17 protein-coding genes and 5 pseudogenes are annotated in these 16,405 nt (G+C 60.0%); 9 read left to right on the top strand and 13 right to left on the bottom strand.

All coding sequences use genetic code 11. The annotated features are described in order from the left end of the window. Positions 1-2: 2 nt before the first annotated feature. The 4 genes from G6P99_RS11485 to G6P99_RS11470 form a co-directional block, all read right to left on the bottom strand. Positions 3-1,034 carry a hypothetical protein gene (locus tag G6P99_RS11485; RefSeq protein ID WP_029084249.1) on the bottom strand — a complete coding sequence of 344 codons (1,032 nt, stop codon included), beginning with the start codon at positions 1,032-1,034 and terminating at the stop codon, positions 3-5. Next, positions 1,034-2,503, bottom strand: coding sequence for a class I adenylate-forming enzyme family protein (locus G6P99_RS11480; protein ID WP_029084248.1), 1,470 nt, complete (start codon positions 2,501-2,503; stop codon positions 1,034-1,036). Before G6P99_RS11480 ends, G6P99_RS11485 begins: the two co-directional genes overlap by 1 nt. A 91-nt stretch (positions 2,504-2,594) precedes the next feature. After that, complete coding sequence (locus tag G6P99_RS11475) at positions 2,595-2,867, bottom strand: acyl carrier protein (protein ID WP_029084247.1); 273 nt, start codon at positions 2,865-2,867, stop codon at positions 2,595-2,597. 270 nt (positions 2,868-3,137) lie between these two features. Further along, positions 3,138-3,587: a hypothetical protein gene (locus tag G6P99_RS11470; protein WP_165123025.1), complete on the bottom strand. Its 450-nt coding sequence runs from the start codon at positions 3,585-3,587 to the stop codon at positions 3,138-3,140. Positions 3,588-4,348: 761 nt separating this feature from the next. Between G6P99_RS11470 and G6P99_RS11465 the strand changes: the two genes are divergently transcribed. The 4 genes and pseudogenes from G6P99_RS11465 (at position 4,349) to G6P99_RS11450 (ending at position 5,782) form a co-directional block, all read left to right on the top strand. Then, positions 4,349-4,576, top strand: a complete 228-nt coding sequence (locus G6P99_RS11465) for a hypothetical protein (protein WP_156928931.1) — start codon at positions 4,349-4,351, stop codon at positions 4,574-4,576. 162 nt (positions 4,577-4,738) lie between these two features. Next, on the top strand, positions 4,739-4,963 hold the full coding sequence (locus tag G6P99_RS11460; protein ID WP_029084244.1) for a UPF0149 family protein: 225 nt from the start codon (positions 4,739-4,741) through the stop codon (positions 4,961-4,963). Positions 4,964-5,025: 62 nt separating this feature from the next. Continuing rightward, a pseudogene (locus G6P99_RS11455) lies at positions 5,026-5,371 on the top strand (transposase); the annotation flags it as partial. A gap of 231 nt (positions 5,372-5,602) precedes the next feature. Continuing rightward, positions 5,603-5,782, top strand: a complete 180-nt coding sequence (locus G6P99_RS11450; protein WP_084518833.1) for a hypothetical protein — start codon at positions 5,603-5,605, stop codon at positions 5,780-5,782. A gap of 91 nt (positions 5,783-5,873) precedes the next feature. Here G6P99_RS11450 and G6P99_RS11445 read toward each other — a convergent pair whose 3' ends face one another. The 5 genes and pseudogenes from G6P99_RS11445 to G6P99_RS11430 all read right to left on the bottom strand — a co-directional run. Continuing rightward, positions 5,874-6,596, bottom strand: coding sequence for a 4'-phosphopantetheinyl transferase family protein (locus G6P99_RS11445; RefSeq protein WP_035978412.1), 723 nt, complete (start codon positions 6,594-6,596; stop codon positions 5,874-5,876). 434 nt (positions 6,597-7,030) lie between these two features. Next, on the bottom strand, positions 7,031-7,423 hold the full coding sequence (locus G6P99_RS47565) for an SDR family oxidoreductase (RefSeq protein WP_156929098.1): 393 nt from the start codon (positions 7,421-7,423) through the stop codon (positions 7,031-7,033). Continuing rightward, entirely contained in the window at positions 7,380-7,706 is a 327-nt protein-coding gene (locus G6P99_RS11440) for an SDR family oxidoreductase (protein ID WP_305852416.1), read from the bottom strand. The genes G6P99_RS47565 and G6P99_RS11440 overlap by 44 nt, the downstream gene beginning before the upstream one ends. Before the next feature lie 53 nt (positions 7,707-7,759). Continuing rightward, the gene (locus G6P99_RS11435; protein ID WP_029085075.1) at positions 7,760-8,152 is read right to left on the bottom strand and encodes an SDR family oxidoreductase; all 393 of its coding nucleotides are present in this window, start codon (positions 8,150-8,152) and stop codon (positions 7,760-7,762) included. A gap of 67 nt (positions 8,153-8,219) precedes the next feature. Then, positions 8,220-8,387 (bottom strand): annotated as a pseudogene (locus tag G6P99_RS11430) (IS6 family transposase); the annotation flags it as partial. Positions 8,388-8,425: 38 nt separating this feature from the next. Between G6P99_RS11430 and G6P99_RS11425 the strand changes: the two are divergent. Next, positions 8,426-9,559, top strand: a pseudogene (locus G6P99_RS11425) (IS3 family transposase). Positions 9,560-10,021: 462 nt separating this feature from the next. Here G6P99_RS11425 and G6P99_RS11420 read toward each other — a convergent pair. The 3 genes and pseudogenes from G6P99_RS11420 to G6P99_RS11410 all read right to left on the bottom strand — a co-directional run. Next, complete coding sequence (locus G6P99_RS11420) at positions 10,022-10,288, bottom strand: hypothetical protein (protein ID WP_063619006.1); 267 nt, start codon at positions 10,286-10,288, stop codon at positions 10,022-10,024. 390 nt (positions 10,289-10,678) lie between these two features. Continuing rightward, positions 10,679-11,347 (bottom strand): hypothetical protein, encoded by a 669-nt coding sequence (locus tag G6P99_RS11415; protein ID WP_165128183.1) that lies wholly within the window; start codon positions 11,345-11,347, stop codon positions 10,679-10,681. Positions 11,348-11,526: 179 nt separating this feature from the next. Then, positions 11,527-11,806 (bottom strand): annotated as a pseudogene (locus tag G6P99_RS11410) (MFS transporter); the annotation flags it as partial. A gap of 126 nt (positions 11,807-11,932) precedes the next feature. Between G6P99_RS11410 and G6P99_RS11405 the strand changes: the two are divergent. From G6P99_RS11405 to G6P99_RS11390, 4 genes and pseudogenes are all read left to right on the top strand, one after another. Next, positions 11,933-13,266 (top strand): annotated as a pseudogene (locus G6P99_RS11405) (IS701 family transposase). 384 nt (positions 13,267-13,650) lie between these two features. Next, complete coding sequence (locus G6P99_RS11400; RefSeq protein ID WP_225024712.1) at positions 13,651-13,845, top strand: cold-shock protein; 195 nt, start codon at positions 13,651-13,653, stop codon at positions 13,843-13,845. Between the two features lie 52 nt (positions 13,846-13,897). Further along, entirely contained in the window at positions 13,898-14,746 is an 849-nt protein-coding gene (locus tag G6P99_RS11395; RefSeq protein ID WP_246709504.1) for a hypothetical protein, read from the top strand. After that, positions 14,694-15,275 (top strand): hypothetical protein, encoded by a 582-nt coding sequence (locus tag G6P99_RS11390; RefSeq protein WP_245284931.1) that lies wholly within the window; start codon positions 14,694-14,696, stop codon positions 15,273-15,275. The genes G6P99_RS11395 and G6P99_RS11390 overlap by 53 nt, the downstream gene beginning before the upstream one ends. Positions 15,276-15,527: 252 nt before the next feature. Here G6P99_RS11390 and G6P99_RS11385 read toward each other — a convergent pair whose 3' ends face one another. Next, on the bottom strand, positions 15,528-15,749 hold the full coding sequence (locus G6P99_RS11385; protein ID WP_029085002.1) for a hypothetical protein: 222 nt from the start codon (positions 15,747-15,749) through the stop codon (positions 15,528-15,530). Between the last annotated feature and the right edge of the window lie 656 nt (positions 15,750-16,405).

The raw sequence follows: 16,405 nt of genomic DNA, 5'->3' as shown, positions 1-16,405 counted from the left end.
CGCTAAGCCCTCGGCCGGCAATTATCGCAGGAGCGGCACAGCAGATCTCTTTCGATTTCCGAAGCGAGATCGATAACGGTGCCGGTCGGATCGTTCAGTTTGTCGAGCGCCGCCTCGCGGGACAGGATGCCGAGCCTGACGAGCCGGCTCATCTCGTAATCATAGGGATGGAATCGATACAGGTTCTTGTGCCGGATGATGCCGAACGCGTTCAGCCGGCAATTCGTTGAGCTTGGATCGACGTCGGTGGGTTTCGACCAGCCGAGCCCGGCGAGAACGCGGTAGATTTCATGCTCGTCGTACCCTACGATCGGCAGCGGACTGACAATCGTCGGAAACGGACGGGTCTTGTACTCGTCGGCAGACAGCATCAGATAATCGTACGCCCATGACCCGGTCCGCTCCGCCAGCCGCGCGAACAACTGCCGGCGCAGCGGATGGGGAATGACGTTGTCCTTGAAGATCATCTCCTGATCCGAGGCGAGCACCTGCCCGGGTGTATTGCCCAGCATCACCAACGGGATGCCTTTCTCGATCGCGACGCGCAGCATCGTGGTGATGACGATGCGGATGCACGAGATGCAGACGCTGCTGCCGAACTTGGTCAGGTGATCCGGATAGACCCGCGCCAGCGCGCTCTCCAGGAAGAGCGCATTCATATGATCCTGGCGGTGCCGCACGATGATGTGGTCGATCGCGAGGGTGGAGACCACGTTGCGCATGTTGGTGAGGCAGGCCGCCGACACGAAACCGTTGTCGAACGTCACCGCCAGCAGCCTGAGACCGAGCTGCGACGCCAGCAGATGCAGCAGGTAGGAGCTATCCTTGCCGCCGCTGAACGCCACCACGGCGTCGTAGCGATGGTTCTGTCGCTTGGCCTCCGCGATGATGTCCGACAGCGCCTCGGTGAGGCGGGCGGACGGACCCGGCGCATCTGCGGCGGAGAACTCGCTGCACAGCGAGCAGACGCCGTCTTGGTCGATGGTGATTCCGGGGAAGGTCTCGGGAAGGACGCATACGTTGCACCGACGCATCACACCTGCTCCATCCTCAGGCGACCGCGGTCGATCTTGCTGTTGCCCGTCGTCGGCAGGTTGTCGACAAAGACGATGTCGTCCGGAACCATGTAGTACGGCAAATGCCGGCGGCAGTGCTGCGCCACCGCGGTCTCGCCGAGTGTCGCGCCGCGTCGGCACACGATGAAGGCGCGCAACGCCTGCGCGCCGCTCGGGTCCGGGCCGCAAGTCACCGCGGCCGCCGCAACGCCGTCGAGCGCTTGCAGGCACGCCTCGACGTCTTCCGGATAGAGCTGATAACCGAGCCGCTTGACCATGGTGTCTTTGCGGCCGACGAAGCGAAGATAGCCATCCGCATCAAGTGCGCCGAGGTCTCCGGTGTAGACGCGACCGTCCCGGAACGTCGTGGATGTCGTAAGTTTCCAGTATCCGGGCGACACGAACGCGCCCGCATGCACGATCTCCCCGACGGTGCCTGCGGGACAGGGTTTTCCGTGCTCGTCGACGATGCTGATGGTCACGCCGGGCAGCGGACGGCCCGCCGAGCCGAACTTGATAAAGAACTCCGCCGGAGCAAGACAGGTCGATCGGAACGCCTCGGTGGTGCCGTACATCATGTAGAAATCTGTCGACGCCAGCGTGCGCTTCAGCCGAAGCAGATCGGCCTCGGGAAAACTCTCCCCGATCAACGACAGGTAGCGCAGGCAAGGCAGCGCCGCGTCCGCGAAGGCGGGGCAGCGGTCTTGCATCATGCGCCAGAACGAGGGAACCGCATGAACGCCGGTGATCCGCTCGCCGATGAGCGTCGCGAGCACATCCTTCGGAAACAACGAGTCCTGCAGAACCAGCGTCCCGCCGACCGACGTCATGGTGAAAAGCTGGCTCAATGCACCGTCGAACGAGAACGGCGTCAAGCTGATCAGGCGGTCGTCGGCGACGTTGCCGAGCAGCTGCGCAGACACCAGCGTCGCCTCCGACAGGATCCCGTGGGTGACCATGATGCCCTTTGCGGACGCCGTGGTGCCAGAGGTGTAGATGATCGCCGCGAGGTCGTCCGCGGCGCTGGGAACACCAGCGAAGGTCGGGTCGTCGGGAACGAGGTCATGCATGATCGTTGAGAGCTCGATCGCCGCGACGCAAACCGCGTCCGGATCGCCGGCCGTCACCGGGTCGTCCGCGCCGAGCCTGATCAGCAGCGGCGGCAGCGCGGAGACGCGGGCGGCGCGCTCGACCGCCACGCGCTTGCTCGAATGAAAGAAGAAGGCGGCGGGTTCGCATTCCGCGAGCACATGACCGAGCTTGTCGTCGCGGAACGCCGGGTTGACATGGACCAGGACCGCGCCGACCTTCATGACGGCGAAGATCACAGCAACCTCCTCAACGCATTTCGCTGAATAGATCGCGACGCGCATGCCGCGTTCGACGCCAGCCCGGGCAAGAAAGGCGGCGATTCGGTTCGACGCCTGGTTCAGCGCCGTATAGGTCATGCGGCCTCTATGCCAGGCTATCGCCTCCCTGTCAGGGCAGTCGCGCGCAGTTCGGCGCAACATGTCATGAACCGGGATCATTCCGGGATGACTACCCATGTGAACGCGCGGCGGCTGCGCCGTGAGCGGCGTTCGCCTGAAGAGTCATGACCAGGTTCACCAGACCATCGACCGTGCCGAAACTAGCCATGTCGATCTCGTCGCCGGTGATTTCCAAACTGAACGTGTCCTCGATAAACGCCACCAACGACAGCACGTCGAGCGAAGTCAGCACACCGCTTTCAAACAGGTTGCTGGCATGGTCGAATCCGCGTTCGGATGAAATTTCTTCGATACAGACAACGATCGAATCGCGAATGCTCATAGGCATTTCCTCGGGCGCTGGCGCTTGCTCGGTTACTCTGGGGAGTTCAACTCTCGACACTTTCGCTCACGAAACGTCCACTACCGACGAACGGTCAACTCTCGACTTTTCTGCTCACGACACTTCTGCTCACGGACAGTCCGATCTCTCTCGACCTGCGGCCGGGACGCCGCGCAATGGCGACATCCCGTTCTCAGCAGCAGACGTGACCAGATCGGTCCGCCTGCGCGCGTTGAATCAGGGGATAGGTTTAGTGCACGTCCGGGCCGCTCAGGCCGCCTGACCCGTGTTGGGAACGACGGTGAGCCAGGTGCCGGCCGCCGCGACCAGAACGGCAGGGACCTCGATCCGCCGCGTGAGAACCGCATTCGGATTGATCTTGATGAACGCCAATCGAGGCTCCTGCGTCGACGCCGCCTTGTCAGCGCGTTCCTCCGTCGGCTCGGTGTCGACCTGTTCTTTCGCAGGCGGCTGCTCGCTCTCGGGAGGAGGCGCCTCCGCGGCCACCGGACCGAGCGCCGGATACTCAATGTCGATTACATCCCCGGCGGCAATCTCGTACTGCGCCCCGTTCAGATCGACGAGGTGAATGGCCTCGGTGCTCGTCAACACTGTCGCGACGATCAGGACATCGGCGGGTGCCGCGCCTGCCTTGGTGTCGGTTGTCGAAGCCGGCCTCGCTGCTGACTGAAGTGCGGCTGCCAAGTGATCGACGGTCATTATGCGCTCCTCTGAGTGAGCTCTCGTTGCGGACCCAAGCGTCGTAAGCGCCCCGCCCCAAAACGTCGGGCGCCAGATAGGGGAGTTGTTTGTCGGAGCGACAGAAACGGAGAGCGTACTGACGAGCATAACGCAGGCACCCGCGAACTCCTTCGCGGAACAGATTGCCTACGCGCTTTGCACGCCTTTGAATGTCGATCCGTGTGTGGTCTTTGTTGTTGCGGACGAAAAATGCCTGCGCCCGTGACCATCCGTTTCGTTGTGATACGTCATGACCAGCGCCTGCACCATCCACCCTTTCCGGGATCACCTTCGCGGTGGCAACGTCCGATGTCGCCGTGCTGCCGCGGCTATAGCCCATCATCCGGCAGGCTTGGCTGACGTTGCCGAGCTGCTTGGCCAGTTCCAGCATGCGGAACTTTGCGCGAATGACCTTCTGCTCTAGCGTGGCGTGTTGTATTTTTCGTCTGGAACTAAGCCGAGCTTCTTCCATAGAAGGCCGCGCTGACATCCAAGTCTGATACATCTACCTTGGATACAAAGTCATGTTCGCCAATAACATCGTTCAGTGCCATTATTTGCTCCCTGTGCTGTGGCATCTCGCAGATTGCGAGAATTTGTGCCACACACAAAGCATGCTGTCGCCTCCTTGTCCTGGTAGGGGCAAGTCCGGGTTGCAATCTGTCAGCGCTACCATCGCTCACTAAAGGCTCTCGCGCAGCGGGCATTGATCGATCTCAACCAACTCGACGAGGTGCGGAATGGCCCGTTTCAAGAACAGTGCCGAAAGTTCGGTGGTGATGCGAAAATCCCAAATTGCGCATTTCCCTCGCCATTTCTTTGGTACGACCTCGCTGTTTAACGCGTTCGATGTCGCCTCGGGGGGCGTCATCGGCAAATGCTACAAGCGTGCTAGCTCTGCTTCCAGTCGCCGGGTCAGAGGCGTCAGCGAAGTTCGCGCGGCACCCAATGTGACAATCGCGCTATGAGCAACGACCGTACGTTGCGCAGCAGAAAGCCGCCTTTTGCGCTAAGCATGAGAAGGCGACCCTTGTTGGTCTGGGCGGAATTTCGATCTGTCGAGTCTCATGCGAGGCGTTGGAAGGCAATGGGCTTTGGCAAGGCCGTGCTTCCATGGAATTGGAGTGCCCATGTCCGGTCTGTCGCGCCGACCCAAGCAGCTTGACGAGGAATTGCTCGCCCTCGGCGAGGAAACGATGCTGCTCGAAGATCCTGACGGCTTTATCGCCGGTTTGCTGGCCTGCCCGGAGCAGATCACGCCCAGCGATTGGCTTCCAGTCGTGTGGCATGAGGACAGCACGGACCAGCCGGTCTTCGAGAATCTCGACCATACTGTTCGCCGTCAGCGCATGTGAGACAAATTGAAGGATTTTGCGGAGGGAGGATTTCTGGTTCATCGTAGCCAACAGGAGCGCAGATGGAGCAGAAATCCGGACTGGGCAAAGCGCCGGCAGAACAAGTGCTAAAGGACATTCGGCGCCAGACGCGCCGGCAGTATTCGACGGAAGAGAAGATCCGTATCCGTGCTGGAAGGACTGCGGGGCGAGGAGAATATCTCCGAGCTCTGCCGGCGCGAGGGCATTGCCGCCTCGATGTATTACGGCTGGTCCAAGGAGTTCCTCGAGGCCAGCAAGCGCCTCCTGGCGGGCGATACGGCGCGAGCTGCGACCTCCGGCGAGGTGAAGGATCTCCGCCGGGAGGCCGCCGCCCTGAAGGAGGCCGTAGCCGATCTGACCCTGGAAAACCGTCTGCTCAAAAAACGTATGGCCCCGCCCCGTCTGCAAGGGGTCTGATTCGGTTAAAGGAGATCGTGGTCGACTGGGCTGCCCTGGTCACCAATATCAAGCCGAAAAGCGAACATCCGACTTTTCGCGTGCGCCTGGCGCTCGGCTTTACCACCTCATTAAGCTGCAATGCGACATCATAATGCATTCACGCATCTGTCACGGACTCGGCTTATGGCTTCAACATCGTCAAATGACCGAGGATTAATCATGAGCCCTTTGTCAGACATGCTGCGAAACCTGCGGTGGGATGACTACCGTTACTATCACCGGAGCAGAATTAATCAGATGCTGCATTTGATCAGCGCTTTCATCTTCCTCGGTTGCTACGCGCTCTTGTTCAAGGACCCGGCAATGGCCGGCCTCGTTGGCTGGGCTCTCATCCTGTGATGAGGATTGGCTCGGACCGCCCGAGCAACCCTCGGACGCGCAGCGTAGGGCGAGCCACCTCATCGGCGGAGGCGGACATGCGGGCTTACGCTCATTCGGGTGAGCGTACTTGACAAACAGATAGGGTCACCGGACAAGATGCTGGCTTTCGGACCGCGAGGGCCAGCACATGCTGCGGACTCGGCCGCTGCTCGATGAACTGCCATTGAGTCGCATCATCGGCCTCGCCCTGGCTAAACGAGATGGAAGCCGGATTCAGCGAGAAGGAAAAACTGTCGAGTGGGCGACTCAATCCCTCGCCGGTCGCCTTGATGAAAGCCTCCTTCAGGGTCCAGAGACGGAAGAAGCATTCGGCTTGCTCGTCTGGCGGTGCGCCGCGCAAAATGGCGACCTCCGACGGGCTGAAATAGCGTTCGGCGATATCGAGGCTCGCCCGGCTCGGCGTGAGCGTCTCAACGTCGATCCCGACGTCGACGCCCACGCTGACCGCACAGGCAACGAAGCCCCTGGTATGCGACAGATTGAACCGAAGTTCGGACCGGCCGAGGGCCCGATCGATCTGGGGCTTGCCATGCTCTTCGACGATGAAACGCCAGTTCGCGGGCGGCAAGTTGCCTACCGATGCAAGCGCGCTACGAACCAGCCAATGTGCTGCGACGTATGTCGATCGATCGTCCTGGACATAGAACTTGTCCGCCTGTGCCTGCTCAGAAGGGTCCAGACAAGCACGCCATTGCTTAACAGCTGCGGCCGAAGGAGAGCCCAGCCTCATCCACCACACCGCGACTTCGGTCGATCTCGAGGTGCAGATCATTACTTCACCTGACGCGAGCGGGACCGGCCCGCCACGATCACGCCGCACTTCCGGCCGCAGGCGTCTGGAGGTGCCCGCCGTTCAAGTGCGAATCCCGGCAACCGGTCAGATACGTCGATAACAGCAAAACGTCATTTTCGGAAATCCGGTCAAGCCCGAATGCCGAGCCAGGAGAAACTGTCGTATTGGCGGCTCAATGGAAGGATCTGACCCGAGGAAGAAATTCATTGTCGATGAAATGCGATACGCAGGTTGAGAGCAAACCTCGATCGATTGACGGACACGAGATATCACTGCCAAAGAGGCCGGTCAACGTATTCTGGCAGCTGATGGTGACCGGAAGATCCGCACCTTGGGGGTATTCCTCCGAGCAACGGCGCGATCCAAAAAAGGCCGCGCTCGTCGGCTCAGCCTCGGCATGACGGACAATGGCGTCACACCACGTTGCGAAAGGGACAACTGAAACTGATACCCGTAGCTACCGAGCACCTCGAGGATCTCGATCCAGCGACAGACGCGCCGTTGGCAAGTGGAATGTCTGTCCGGACAAACGCTGCCAAGCGACAGGTGACGATGGCTTTGCTCGCATAGTCGACGGGAATAACGTTCACCGGGCCGTCGAACTGCGGCGCGAACCCCGTTTCGATGCAAGCTTTGAGCAGTAACCACAGGAAATCATGCCTCTGGCAGGCACCGCTGTGGCTGTCCCCCAGATGCGCCTGGCCGAAAGATGTCAACCGAAATGCCTCTGCGGCGCGCCTCGATCGCCAACTGCTCAGCGACCTACTTGCTCTGTGTGTAACCCAGTGACAATCCCTCGGGGTCATCCGGGAGATCTTCCTCGCGGAGTTCTCGCCCCGCCACCGCTTCGCGCGACGAGAATACGTGCAGGGTGGACACGAGATGCACCCGCTTCACGCACCCGCGGCTGGCAAGCCGGAGGAGTTCCTGCATGCCGAGGACATTGGCGGCCTTGAGCCCCTCATACGGCCAGATAGAATTTACCGTCGAACCGCAGTGACAGATGCTATCGACCGTATCCGTCAGCATTTCGAAGTCGGCACTGGAGAGGCCCAGTAGCGGCCGCGCCGTATCCCCGGCCAGAGGCACCACCCGCACTGCGAACTGTCCCTCCGCAATGTGGAGGGATGTGAGATTGCCGCTCAGCCGGACGAGGGCCTTCTACCATCACCGGCGCGCACCAAGCAATAGATTTTCGCGTCGGTCTGGCCAAGGAGTTCGCGGAGTAGAAAGGCCCCGAGAAATCCGCTGGCGCCAGTGAGCAAGATGGCACGCGGCGACGTCGACGGCCGGGATGAGACGGACAAGGCGCGTCTGATGGAAGACTCGAGTACTGCCTCGGCGCGAAAATCGGCCTGCGGCATCGTGTCGATCGAGCCGGTCCGCTTCTTCGTCTCGATCACGTGACTCACCCGGGCAACGGTCGGCCTCTCGAACAGCGTGCGTAGCGGCACGTCCACATGCAGCGCCTCAGGCAGCCGATAGATGAGCTGGGTGGTGGAATGTCCTCCGAGGTCGAAGAAGCTGTCGTTCATCCCCACCCGGTCCACCCACGGTCCACCCCGAGGACTTCAGCCCAGATGTCGGCGAGGCATCGTCAACTTAATCGACCGCCGAGCTAGCGATTCTCAAAGGTTCGAGATTCTGCGATAGCGCTGGTCGTGGAGATCTCGCGCCAAGTCGCAAAGGCTCGTTCGCGTGAAGCACGACGGAAGTCGGCAGTGACGGCTCTCCGGGATAGGGGATGTGGAAAGGGTTCGCATCCTGATTGAACCTCCTCCGAACGAGTGGACACCTGTAGTAGGCTTATTGAGCCAGGAGGTGTCGAATGGAGGACTCAACGTCGGTCGTTTACCGAGGAGTACAAGCGGCAGGCAGCTGAGCTTGTGGTGTCGAGTGGCCGGTCGATCACGGCCGTTGGCAAGGAACTCGGTTTGCGCGACTCGGTGCTGCGGCGCTGGGTTGAGAAGCTCCGGCGGACCAGGCTGCCGAGATCGCCCGTTTGCGTGAGGAAAACGAGCGGCTGCGCATGGAGCGGGACATTTTTAGAAAAGTCGATCGCGATCTTTGCCGGAACACGGCCATGAGTTTCCGCTTCATCGAGGACCATCGCGATACCTACCCGGTGCGGCTGATGTGCGCCGTGCTCGAGGTCTCGCCGGCCGGCTATTATGCCTGGCGCGAGCGTCCGGAGAGCACACGTACGGCCACCAATGCCGCGCTTCTGGCTGATATCCGACAGGTCCACCAGGATAGCGGCGGGCGCTATGGCAGCCCACGGGTCCACGCCGTACTGCGGATGCGGGGACGTGGCGCCAGCCGTGGCCGGATCGAACGCCTGATGCATCGGCACGGTGTCCGCGCCATCATGGCTCCGCCGCGCCGGGTTCGGACCACCGACAGCCGTCATGGCTTGCCGATCGCGCCGAACCTCGTCGATCGCAACTTTACCGCCGCAGCGTCGAACCGGATCTGGCTCGCCGATATCACCTACATTCCGACTGCTGAGGGTTGGCTGTATCTGGCGGCCATCATCGACCTCTTCAGCCGCAAGATCGTCGGCTGGGCGATGCGCGATCACATGCAGGTCGACCTCGCCTCGTCGGCATTGACGATACATCCAGCAGCAGAAGCCGAAGGCTGGATTGATCCATCACTCCGATCGCGGCGTGCAATACGCCTCGCACGACTATCGCGCCGCCTTGTCGGCGGCCGGGATCGTCGGATCAATGAGCCGCAAAGCCAACTGCTACGACAGTGCCCCAATGGAGAGCTTCTTCCATACCCTGAAGACCGAGCTCGTTCACCATCGTCAATACAAGACCAGAGCTGAGGCCCAGCGCGATATCTTCGCCTACATCGAGGGCTTCTACAATCGAACCCGTCTCCATTCCGCCATCGGCTATATCGCGCCGATCGACATGGAGCTAAAAGCAGCTTAACCCTGTCTACTTATTTGGGGGAAGATCACCGGACGATCTAATCCAATCTGCCAGGTGAGCGGTCACTTGATACTCGCGCGCTTTGCGCAATATCGCGTCGCGCTTTGCGCATGCCGGCATTTGGTCAGCGCGGCTCCTTAAGCGCGCCGCCTCTTCCAACAGGCGGTCAGTAAGGGGCTTTGTTAGCTTGAAAAGCCTCCGGTGTTTGGTCATGCACTTTCTCCCCGGATGTGTACCTTAGACCATGCGATCTCTGAGCCGAGAGAAACCTATGCTGGGTCGCTGGCAACACGATACGCGGGCGGGTTGGAGCGGACCGCCCGCGCTAGTTCTGACTTTGACGTTAGTGTCCCGCGACATCGGGGCCAAGCAACCAAGCCCAGCAACTAGCGTGCCAAACAATCGCACGCGGCCCGAAAAGGCTCTGGTCAGCCGTGCCTTGAGGATTGGGGCGGCTCGATCCTAGCCGGTATCAGGACGCCACGTCCGCGAGATCAGCGGATCAATCCGATCATCGTATATGGTCACAAGCTCGCCGGCTCTTATGCCAAGGCCCTTCAAGTCGGCTTCGCGGAGTTCGGAATTCGAGATCGCTGCTTCGCCCGCGCTGGCCGCCAATGAAGCCTTTACTGCTTCTGCCGCATCGGCGATTGCGACCGCATAGGTTACATATCGAAGCTTGCCGTCGTCTTGGGGGACGCCGATCGTAACCATCCATCCTGCTGCCATCAGTCCTCCGATATTCAAGACAGGCGGTTACTCTACGCATTCACCCCTAGCAGCCACCTCCCAATAATGGCAGGATTGCAAATCCGTGGCGGCCCAGTCCGCAAGATCACGGGACCCTCTTCCATGCGTAGCGCGAGCTGCGCTGGACTGCGACTTGGAGGAAAGCCGCAGTGGCGAGCAAGTTTGAGCGGATCGACACTGTCGCGCGGCCGGCCATCCTGCCATGCCTCCGCCGTGTGCAGGCGTGGCGCAGGCGCGGCTCCAGCGCCTCCTATCTGATCCCAACATCGCACAGAATGACCCGGGAAGGCTCAAGTCTATCAAAGCGGCACAGCACTACATGGCCGTCTCCGTGCGCGCCAAAGCCATCCTCGCCGGGATCATCGATCGCTAGGGGACGCCGGGGGCAGCGCAGCAAATAGCCAAATCAAGCATCGGGCCGTAGAGCCTGTCAGCTCCGATCAATAGTTCTTCCGCGACAATTTCGATAGCGCGCCAGCTTTCCGCCACGAGCGTCTTTGCTTTCGCCTCATAGTGCTCGCGCGGCTCCGGCAATTGCGTCATTGCGCTGGTGATGTTGGCTTCGTCATCGCCAGCACAAAGCAGCCGGCCGGTGAAGCGAGCTTCCGCGAATGGCCCTGCCATCGTGATCAAGATTTCAGTCTTGGGGCTGGCCTTCTCGTGCCACACGTGCCCAATGCGACCCATAAAAGGAATGATGGCAACACACGCGACCTCTATGTCTAGTGCGCGAGCAATCACTGCATGCCCCGCCTCGTGATATGCAGCGATCTCGCGCTCTTCGAATACTTCGGTGTACTCCTGCTCGATATCCGGAGGATGGCAGCGCGACCCTAGGGGCCTGACATTGCTAGGGCGTAACTTTAACGCGCGCATCCGCGTTGTGGAAGAGAGCTTCCGTTTTGGAGGCCGCCTAGGTGTCGGCCTACGCGCTTCGAGCTTCGCGATCGCGGCAAGCACGACGGCCGTTGCGACCTTCCCTTGAGACCATTGTGTGAGCGCCTCAATGGCGATCTTCAACGCCCCTTCACGGGTCATGGCATGATCTCCACAGCGTGCACCAACTAGAGCATTTTCCGATCACGTCCAGCATGGAGCTGCCAAAGCCCATCCGGCGAAGTCATAGGCACCGGAAGGACTCGGCATGGCCAGGGCAACCTCTGCGGTCACGTCGGTTGTGCGCGTCACGAGGCCGCGGTCCGGATGGTAAGATGCCGCAGCAGCGCGGCGATCTGTGGCCATATCATTGGGCCGGCGTCCGGCTCGATCTCCGAGCCCACCGCCCAAGGGTGCAGCAGCAATTCCTACTGCATTGCTGACGACCGTGCTCGCAAAGGCGAGAGGCGGCAACTTGCAGGACGTTTCGGGCAGGACACTGCGCAACCAAAATCCGAACGGCAGCGTACCGGCACCGAGCAGAAACGCGATCCGCCATCCGTACGCGTCCAGCGCCTCGCTTGTCATGGCGACGGAGAGTATTTCTCCGACCAGCGCTCCGCGCCGTTTCTTTCGCTCCGCATGACTAGCACTACTTTGGCAGATTTTGGCGATTGATCGGCGAAACTGGATTCCCGAATCGGATTTTCAATGATTCATGGGCGGTCGGCTTTTGGAGGGCCGACCATGGTGAACACGACGCCGAAGTGGGAAGACGAGCTTGGACGCTGGCTCAAGCCATTCCCGGATCGCTTGGGTCACAGGGCTCGGCGAAGGATGTGTCCCCTTTATATCTCGGGACTGATTGGACCAGGCGATCGCAAGAGCATCCAGCCGATGGCGGCGCGTCTGGCACCGGGTGACTATGACCAGTTGCACCACTTCATCGCTGATGGCGTCTGGGATGCGACGCCATTGGAGTCGGAATTGCTGGTTCAGGCCGATCGCCTGGTCGGCGGCAAAGATGCGGTGCTGGTCATCGACGACACCGCGATGCCGAAGAAGGGCGATCGTTCGGTTGGTGTCGCTCCGCAATATGCCTCGTCTCTCGGCAAGATGGCCAATTGCCAAGCATTGGTGTCGTGACGCTTGCGCGGGGTGAAGTGCCGGTCATGGTGGCATTACGTCTCTTCGTTCCCGAGAGTTGGACGAGTAATCCGGTGCGTTTGAAGCGCGCCGGTGTTCCAGTCGAGCATCGCGTAGCGCGAACCAAGCCAGAGATCGCGTTGGCGGAGATTGATCGCGTGATCGCAGCCAGTGTTCGCTTCGGCTGTGTGCTGGCAGATGCTGGATACGGTCTCAGCGCGCCGTTCCGTCAGGGGCTCACGACACGCGGCCTGGCCTGGGCCGTCGGTATCCCTCGTCACCAGAAGGTTTATCCGGTCCGGGTTAAACTGATCTGGCCGGTCGCCGGTCGAGGTCGTCCCCGCAAGCGGCACATTCCCGATGTATTGTCGACGGAGGCCGAAGACATGCTGGCCAATGCCAAGTGGCAAAATGTGAGTTGGCGAAACGGGACCAAGGGCCGGTTGGAAGCTCGCTTCGCCGCGGTTCGCGTGCGGACCGCGGATGGACCTCCGCAGCGGATCAAGGACATGGGCCAGCAGCATCTTCCGGGGGACGAAGCCTGGCTCATCGGTGAACACAGGGCGTCGGGAGAGAAGAAGTATTATCTCGCCAATCTGCCGACCAAAACGGACCTGCGCTCTTTAGCTGCCACGATCAAAGCCCGATGGATTTGCGAACAGGCCCATCAGCAGTTGAAAGAGGAACTGGGGCTCGATCACTTCGAGGGACGGTCCTGGCAAGGCCTCCATCGTCATGCTCTTATGACCATGATCGCTTACGCATTCCTCCAGTATCGCCGTCTCGCACAAGCGGGGGAAAAAAAGAATCAGCGGTCCTCCGCCTCAACCGAGCCTGCCGGCCGTGCGCCAAGCCATCGTCGAACTCATCGTTCGACCACGACCTCAGCGATGCCCGTACTGCAGAAGACAAATCGGCGAAAAGCAACGGCGTGAATAAATCTGCCAAAGTAGTGCTAGGAGCCTTGCTCATCTCGCGCATACGTGCGGCGAGTTGTCGTACTTCGTATGCAATGTCGAGCTCGCGACATCGTTGGCGGGCGCCGAACAAGTGTTGGCTTGCTTTCAGACAGAAAGCATCCATCGTGCGTGCCCCTTGCGCCGTGCGTCAAGTTCACTGCGCCTGCGCGGAACCGTCAGGTGATTGGCTCGGTTTTTGCTGCACTACTTGCCAACAGCCTGCAGTTCCTCTGCTTTGTCGGATTGTCCACTGAAGCTCACTCATCTCAATAGAGACTCCGGTCAACAGCACTCCGAGCCGCCAACTGAGGCGGCTTAGCTTCGAGGGGAAGGAAGTTGAGATCAAGGCAATCAGGAATAGTGACGAAGTGGGTCGCCGATCGCGGCTTTGGGTTCATCAAGCCCGACTCAGGGGGCGACGATGTCTTCCTGCATATTAAAGCGCTGCCACTCGGCTCGGAGCCTCAGGAAGGCACGCGCGTAACCTACGATGTCACCAATGACGCCCGCAGCGGTAAGTCGCGGGCGGTCAATGTGCACACACGGTCGCAGTGAGATAGCAAAAACACGCTGATGCACAACTAGTCCCCAGCTGGAAGTTTATGATTTGAAAACCAAGAAAATCGCAATGATGGCCACAGCCGTTGCAGTTCACGCGTTACTCGCCACGCCCGGCCAGGCCATTGAAACCTACGATATCAGGGATTCGAACGGTGTGCCGTTCATGCGGGTGCGGATATTCGGTACCGGCGACGGCCCTTACTGTTGCGGTGAAACTAGGAAGCCTGAGGATTCACTGCGCAATCTGTCGCGAGGGGAAATAGATCAATCACTGGCGGCAATTCGGCATTGGGCTGAAATCATCAAGGTCGTACATGGTCAATCGCCGGCCAGTGTCAATATCGGCGGGTTTCTCGATAACAACGCACATGCCTCTATCCATACGTCCAGCGATATACAGGATGCCGGCACCAAGGTGCAGGCGGCACTCACCGGTCAGGATCCGAGCAAACCGAACTATGGGGCGCATGGCATGATAACAATCGGCGAGATGGGTTTTTCATCCGAGGCATATATCCCATCGCAATTGTCGATGACGCCGCAGGCGAATCTGACAGCCGTTGTGTTTCACGAGGGCGCACATCAGCTCGGTATCGGCAGTAGCATTTTCGGCTATTTTGCACACTCACCGTATTTCCCTGAAGCGATAAATGCTTGGACGACCCATTTGTACGATGACAATGGCAAGCAGGCTAAGCCGGGACAGGCGATTTATTGTTCCGGCTGCGCGAACTCGCCAGCTGACGAGGTTTTTGATCTGCGGCACGATCAAGGCTATTTCGCCGGGAAGCATGTGAATGAAGTGCTAGCCGGTGGCCATGCCCGGCATTCCGGTGCGAGCGATGAGGGAGAATGGTCAGCCGGATATACCGTTCGCGTCGCATACCGAGCTTAAGAACAGTTTGATGAGCCACCAGAGATACCGGAACTACACCTATCTGATGGAGGCGGAGATCGCAACGTTGCAGGATCTCGGCTACATCATCGATCAGCGCAATTTCTTCAGTTACTCCATCTACGGCAACGGCCAGACTCTGGTGAATGATGACCCCTTCTTCGCCCGTAACGCTGACGGCACCGCCTATCTCGCGAATACCTACAACACGGCCACGCTCGGACTAGGATTGCACGTTTATGGCAGTAGCAACACCGTGGTTCAGCGCGCCGACCTGCTTTCAGGCGGAGCCGGGGGCGCTGGCATCCGTGTCAATGGCGGAAACAATTCGATAACAATCCTGCCCGGGACCCGTGTCTATGCGGACGGCGCCTATGCGCGCGGCGTCATGTTCGCCTATGGCAAGGATCACACATTCACCCAGCGTGGCAACGTGCAGGCTCTCGGCGAGGCAAGTTTCGACTTTGGCAACAACCCGCTGGCATGGTGCGGCGCTGTCAGGGGACATTTCAGGAGCAGAGCCAAATAATCAGGAACGCCATCGGGAGGCCGGCACCCAACGCGCCGCCGATCGTCAACGCAAACGCCGAAATCAAATTTGCATCGGCCTGAGGCTCACGCCCAGACACGCCGTTACTCCACGAGACCCCACGGGCATCGCGTTCAGCGCTGGCAGGTGAGCGAACCAGTGCTTTGGCAGCATCAACACGCGACGCTTTCTCAGCTCGCCACTGGTAGTCGTCAGCTAGGGCTTTAAGCTGACCCGCAATCGCTCGGTCGGTCATGGTTTGGGCAGCGCGGAGCAAAGTCTATGCGGTTTGTAAGTATTCCTTGCCTCGTTGTAAGCTGAAGCTCCCGCCCACGCTAGGTATTCCGCGCCCGCATCTGTCAGATAAACTTGGCCATCCAAGCCAATCACCGCATAGCCTACCGCCAGCGCGCTCCACATCGTCCCCCAGGACAAGGAGATCATCTCGAACAGCAATCCGGTGAAAATGGTCATGCGACGCGGCTCTCCTTGTGTCTGGAACATCACAGAGCCCTCGCGCGGTTCTCAGGCGCCTGGTCTAAGGCGATGTGGCGCCAGGGTAGCCAACCGCGGTCACTTGCCCGGCGCGTTCTGAAGCGATCGAAACACTACTTGGAACAAATGGGGCGCCATGAGTAGTACCGGACGAGACCACACGTGCCATCACAAACTGCGCATCGCGCGGCTCTGCCAGATCCAAGATTATCGGAGCAATTGGGCATTGTAGTCTCCTCTTGGTATTATCGTCCCTGTTCGTCGATCGTCCGTTTTCACCTCCTACTTCATGAGCCTGTCCGCTTTTCCAACGCATGCAGCCTAGGACGATTGCGATCAGAGACTCAATTGAACGTAGGTAATCGTCGGGCATCCAAGGGGGCCACGGAACGATACGAAGGTTTACGGCGCGCGCCCTTAAAACCGACCATTTCCGCAATGGGGCGTAAGCGCCAAGCTGAGCCGCTCAGGCAGCGTGAGCTATGCGGGAACCTGGGTGATGACGGAATGAGATAGGCGGCGTATCGAGGCGAGTGTCGAGCCTGCCAGAACCTCTCTCAAGGAGAGCGATACGCCATGAACGAGCATAGCAACATTGTCCCACTGCGTCAGCCCGATGAGATCGACGATCCACT

It is taken from the genome of Bradyrhizobium sp. 6(2017), from assembly GCF_011058295.2.
In the GTDB taxonomy this organism is placed as follows: Bacteria; Pseudomonadota; Alphaproteobacteria; order Rhizobiales; family Xanthobacteraceae; genus Bradyrhizobium; species Bradyrhizobium septentrionale.
Note: the sequence above shows the minus strand (reverse complement) of the source record. Positions and strands in the feature narration are given on the sequence as shown.

What these genes read in the sequence shown, in the direction of transcription:
- G6P99_RS11465 (WP_156928931.1), top strand. Translation starts at nt 4,349, where the DNA reads ATGGCCCGTTTCAAGAACAGTGCCGAAAGTTCGGTGGTGATGCGAAAA.
- G6P99_RS11470 (WP_165123025.1), bottom strand. Translation starts at nt 3,587, where the DNA reads ATGACCGTCGATCACTTGGCAGCCGCACTTCAGTCAGCAGCGAGGCCG.
- G6P99_RS11390 (WP_245284931.1), top strand. Translation starts at nt 14,694, where the DNA reads ATGAGGGAGAATGGTCAGCCGGATATACCGTTCGCGTCGCATACCGAG.
- G6P99_RS11445 (WP_035978412.1), bottom strand. Translation starts at nt 6,596, where the DNA reads ATGATCTGCACCTCGAGATCGACCGAAGTCGCGGTGTGGTGGATGAGG.
- G6P99_RS47565 (WP_156929098.1), bottom strand. Translation starts at nt 7,423, where the DNA reads ATGACCCCGAGGGATTGTCACTGGGTTACACACAGAGCAAGTAGGTCG.
- G6P99_RS11475 (WP_029084247.1), bottom strand. Translation starts at nt 2,867, where the DNA reads ATGAGCATTCGCGATTCGATCGTTGTCTGTATCGAAGAAATTTCATCC.
- G6P99_RS11415 (WP_165128183.1), bottom strand. Translation starts at nt 11,347, where the DNA reads ATGACCCGTGAAGGGGCGTTGAAGATCGCCATTGAGGCGCTCACACAA.
- G6P99_RS11385 (WP_029085002.1), bottom strand. Translation starts at nt 15,749, where the DNA reads ATGACCATTTTCACCGGATTGCTGTTCGAGATGATCTCCTTGTCCTGG.
- G6P99_RS11485 (WP_029084249.1), bottom strand. Translation starts at nt 1,034, where the DNA reads ATGCGTCGGTGCAACGTATGCGTCCTTCCCGAGACCTTCCCCGGAATC.
- G6P99_RS11450 (WP_084518833.1), top strand. Translation starts at nt 5,603, where the DNA reads ATGAGCCCTTTGTCAGACATGCTGCGAAACCTGCGGTGGGATGACTAC.
- G6P99_RS11435 (WP_029085075.1), bottom strand. Translation starts at nt 8,152, where the DNA reads ATGAACGACAGCTTCTTCGACCTCGGAGGACATTCCACCACCCAGCTC.
- G6P99_RS11460 (WP_029084244.1), top strand. Translation starts at nt 4,739, where the DNA reads ATGTCCGGTCTGTCGCGCCGACCCAAGCAGCTTGACGAGGAATTGCTC.
- G6P99_RS11480 (WP_029084248.1), bottom strand. Translation starts at nt 2,503, where the DNA reads ATGACCTATACGGCGCTGAACCAGGCGTCGAACCGAATCGCCGCCTTT.
- G6P99_RS11420 (WP_063619006.1), bottom strand. Translation starts at nt 10,288, where the DNA reads ATGGCAGCAGGATGGATGGTTACGATCGGCGTCCCCCAAGACGACGGC.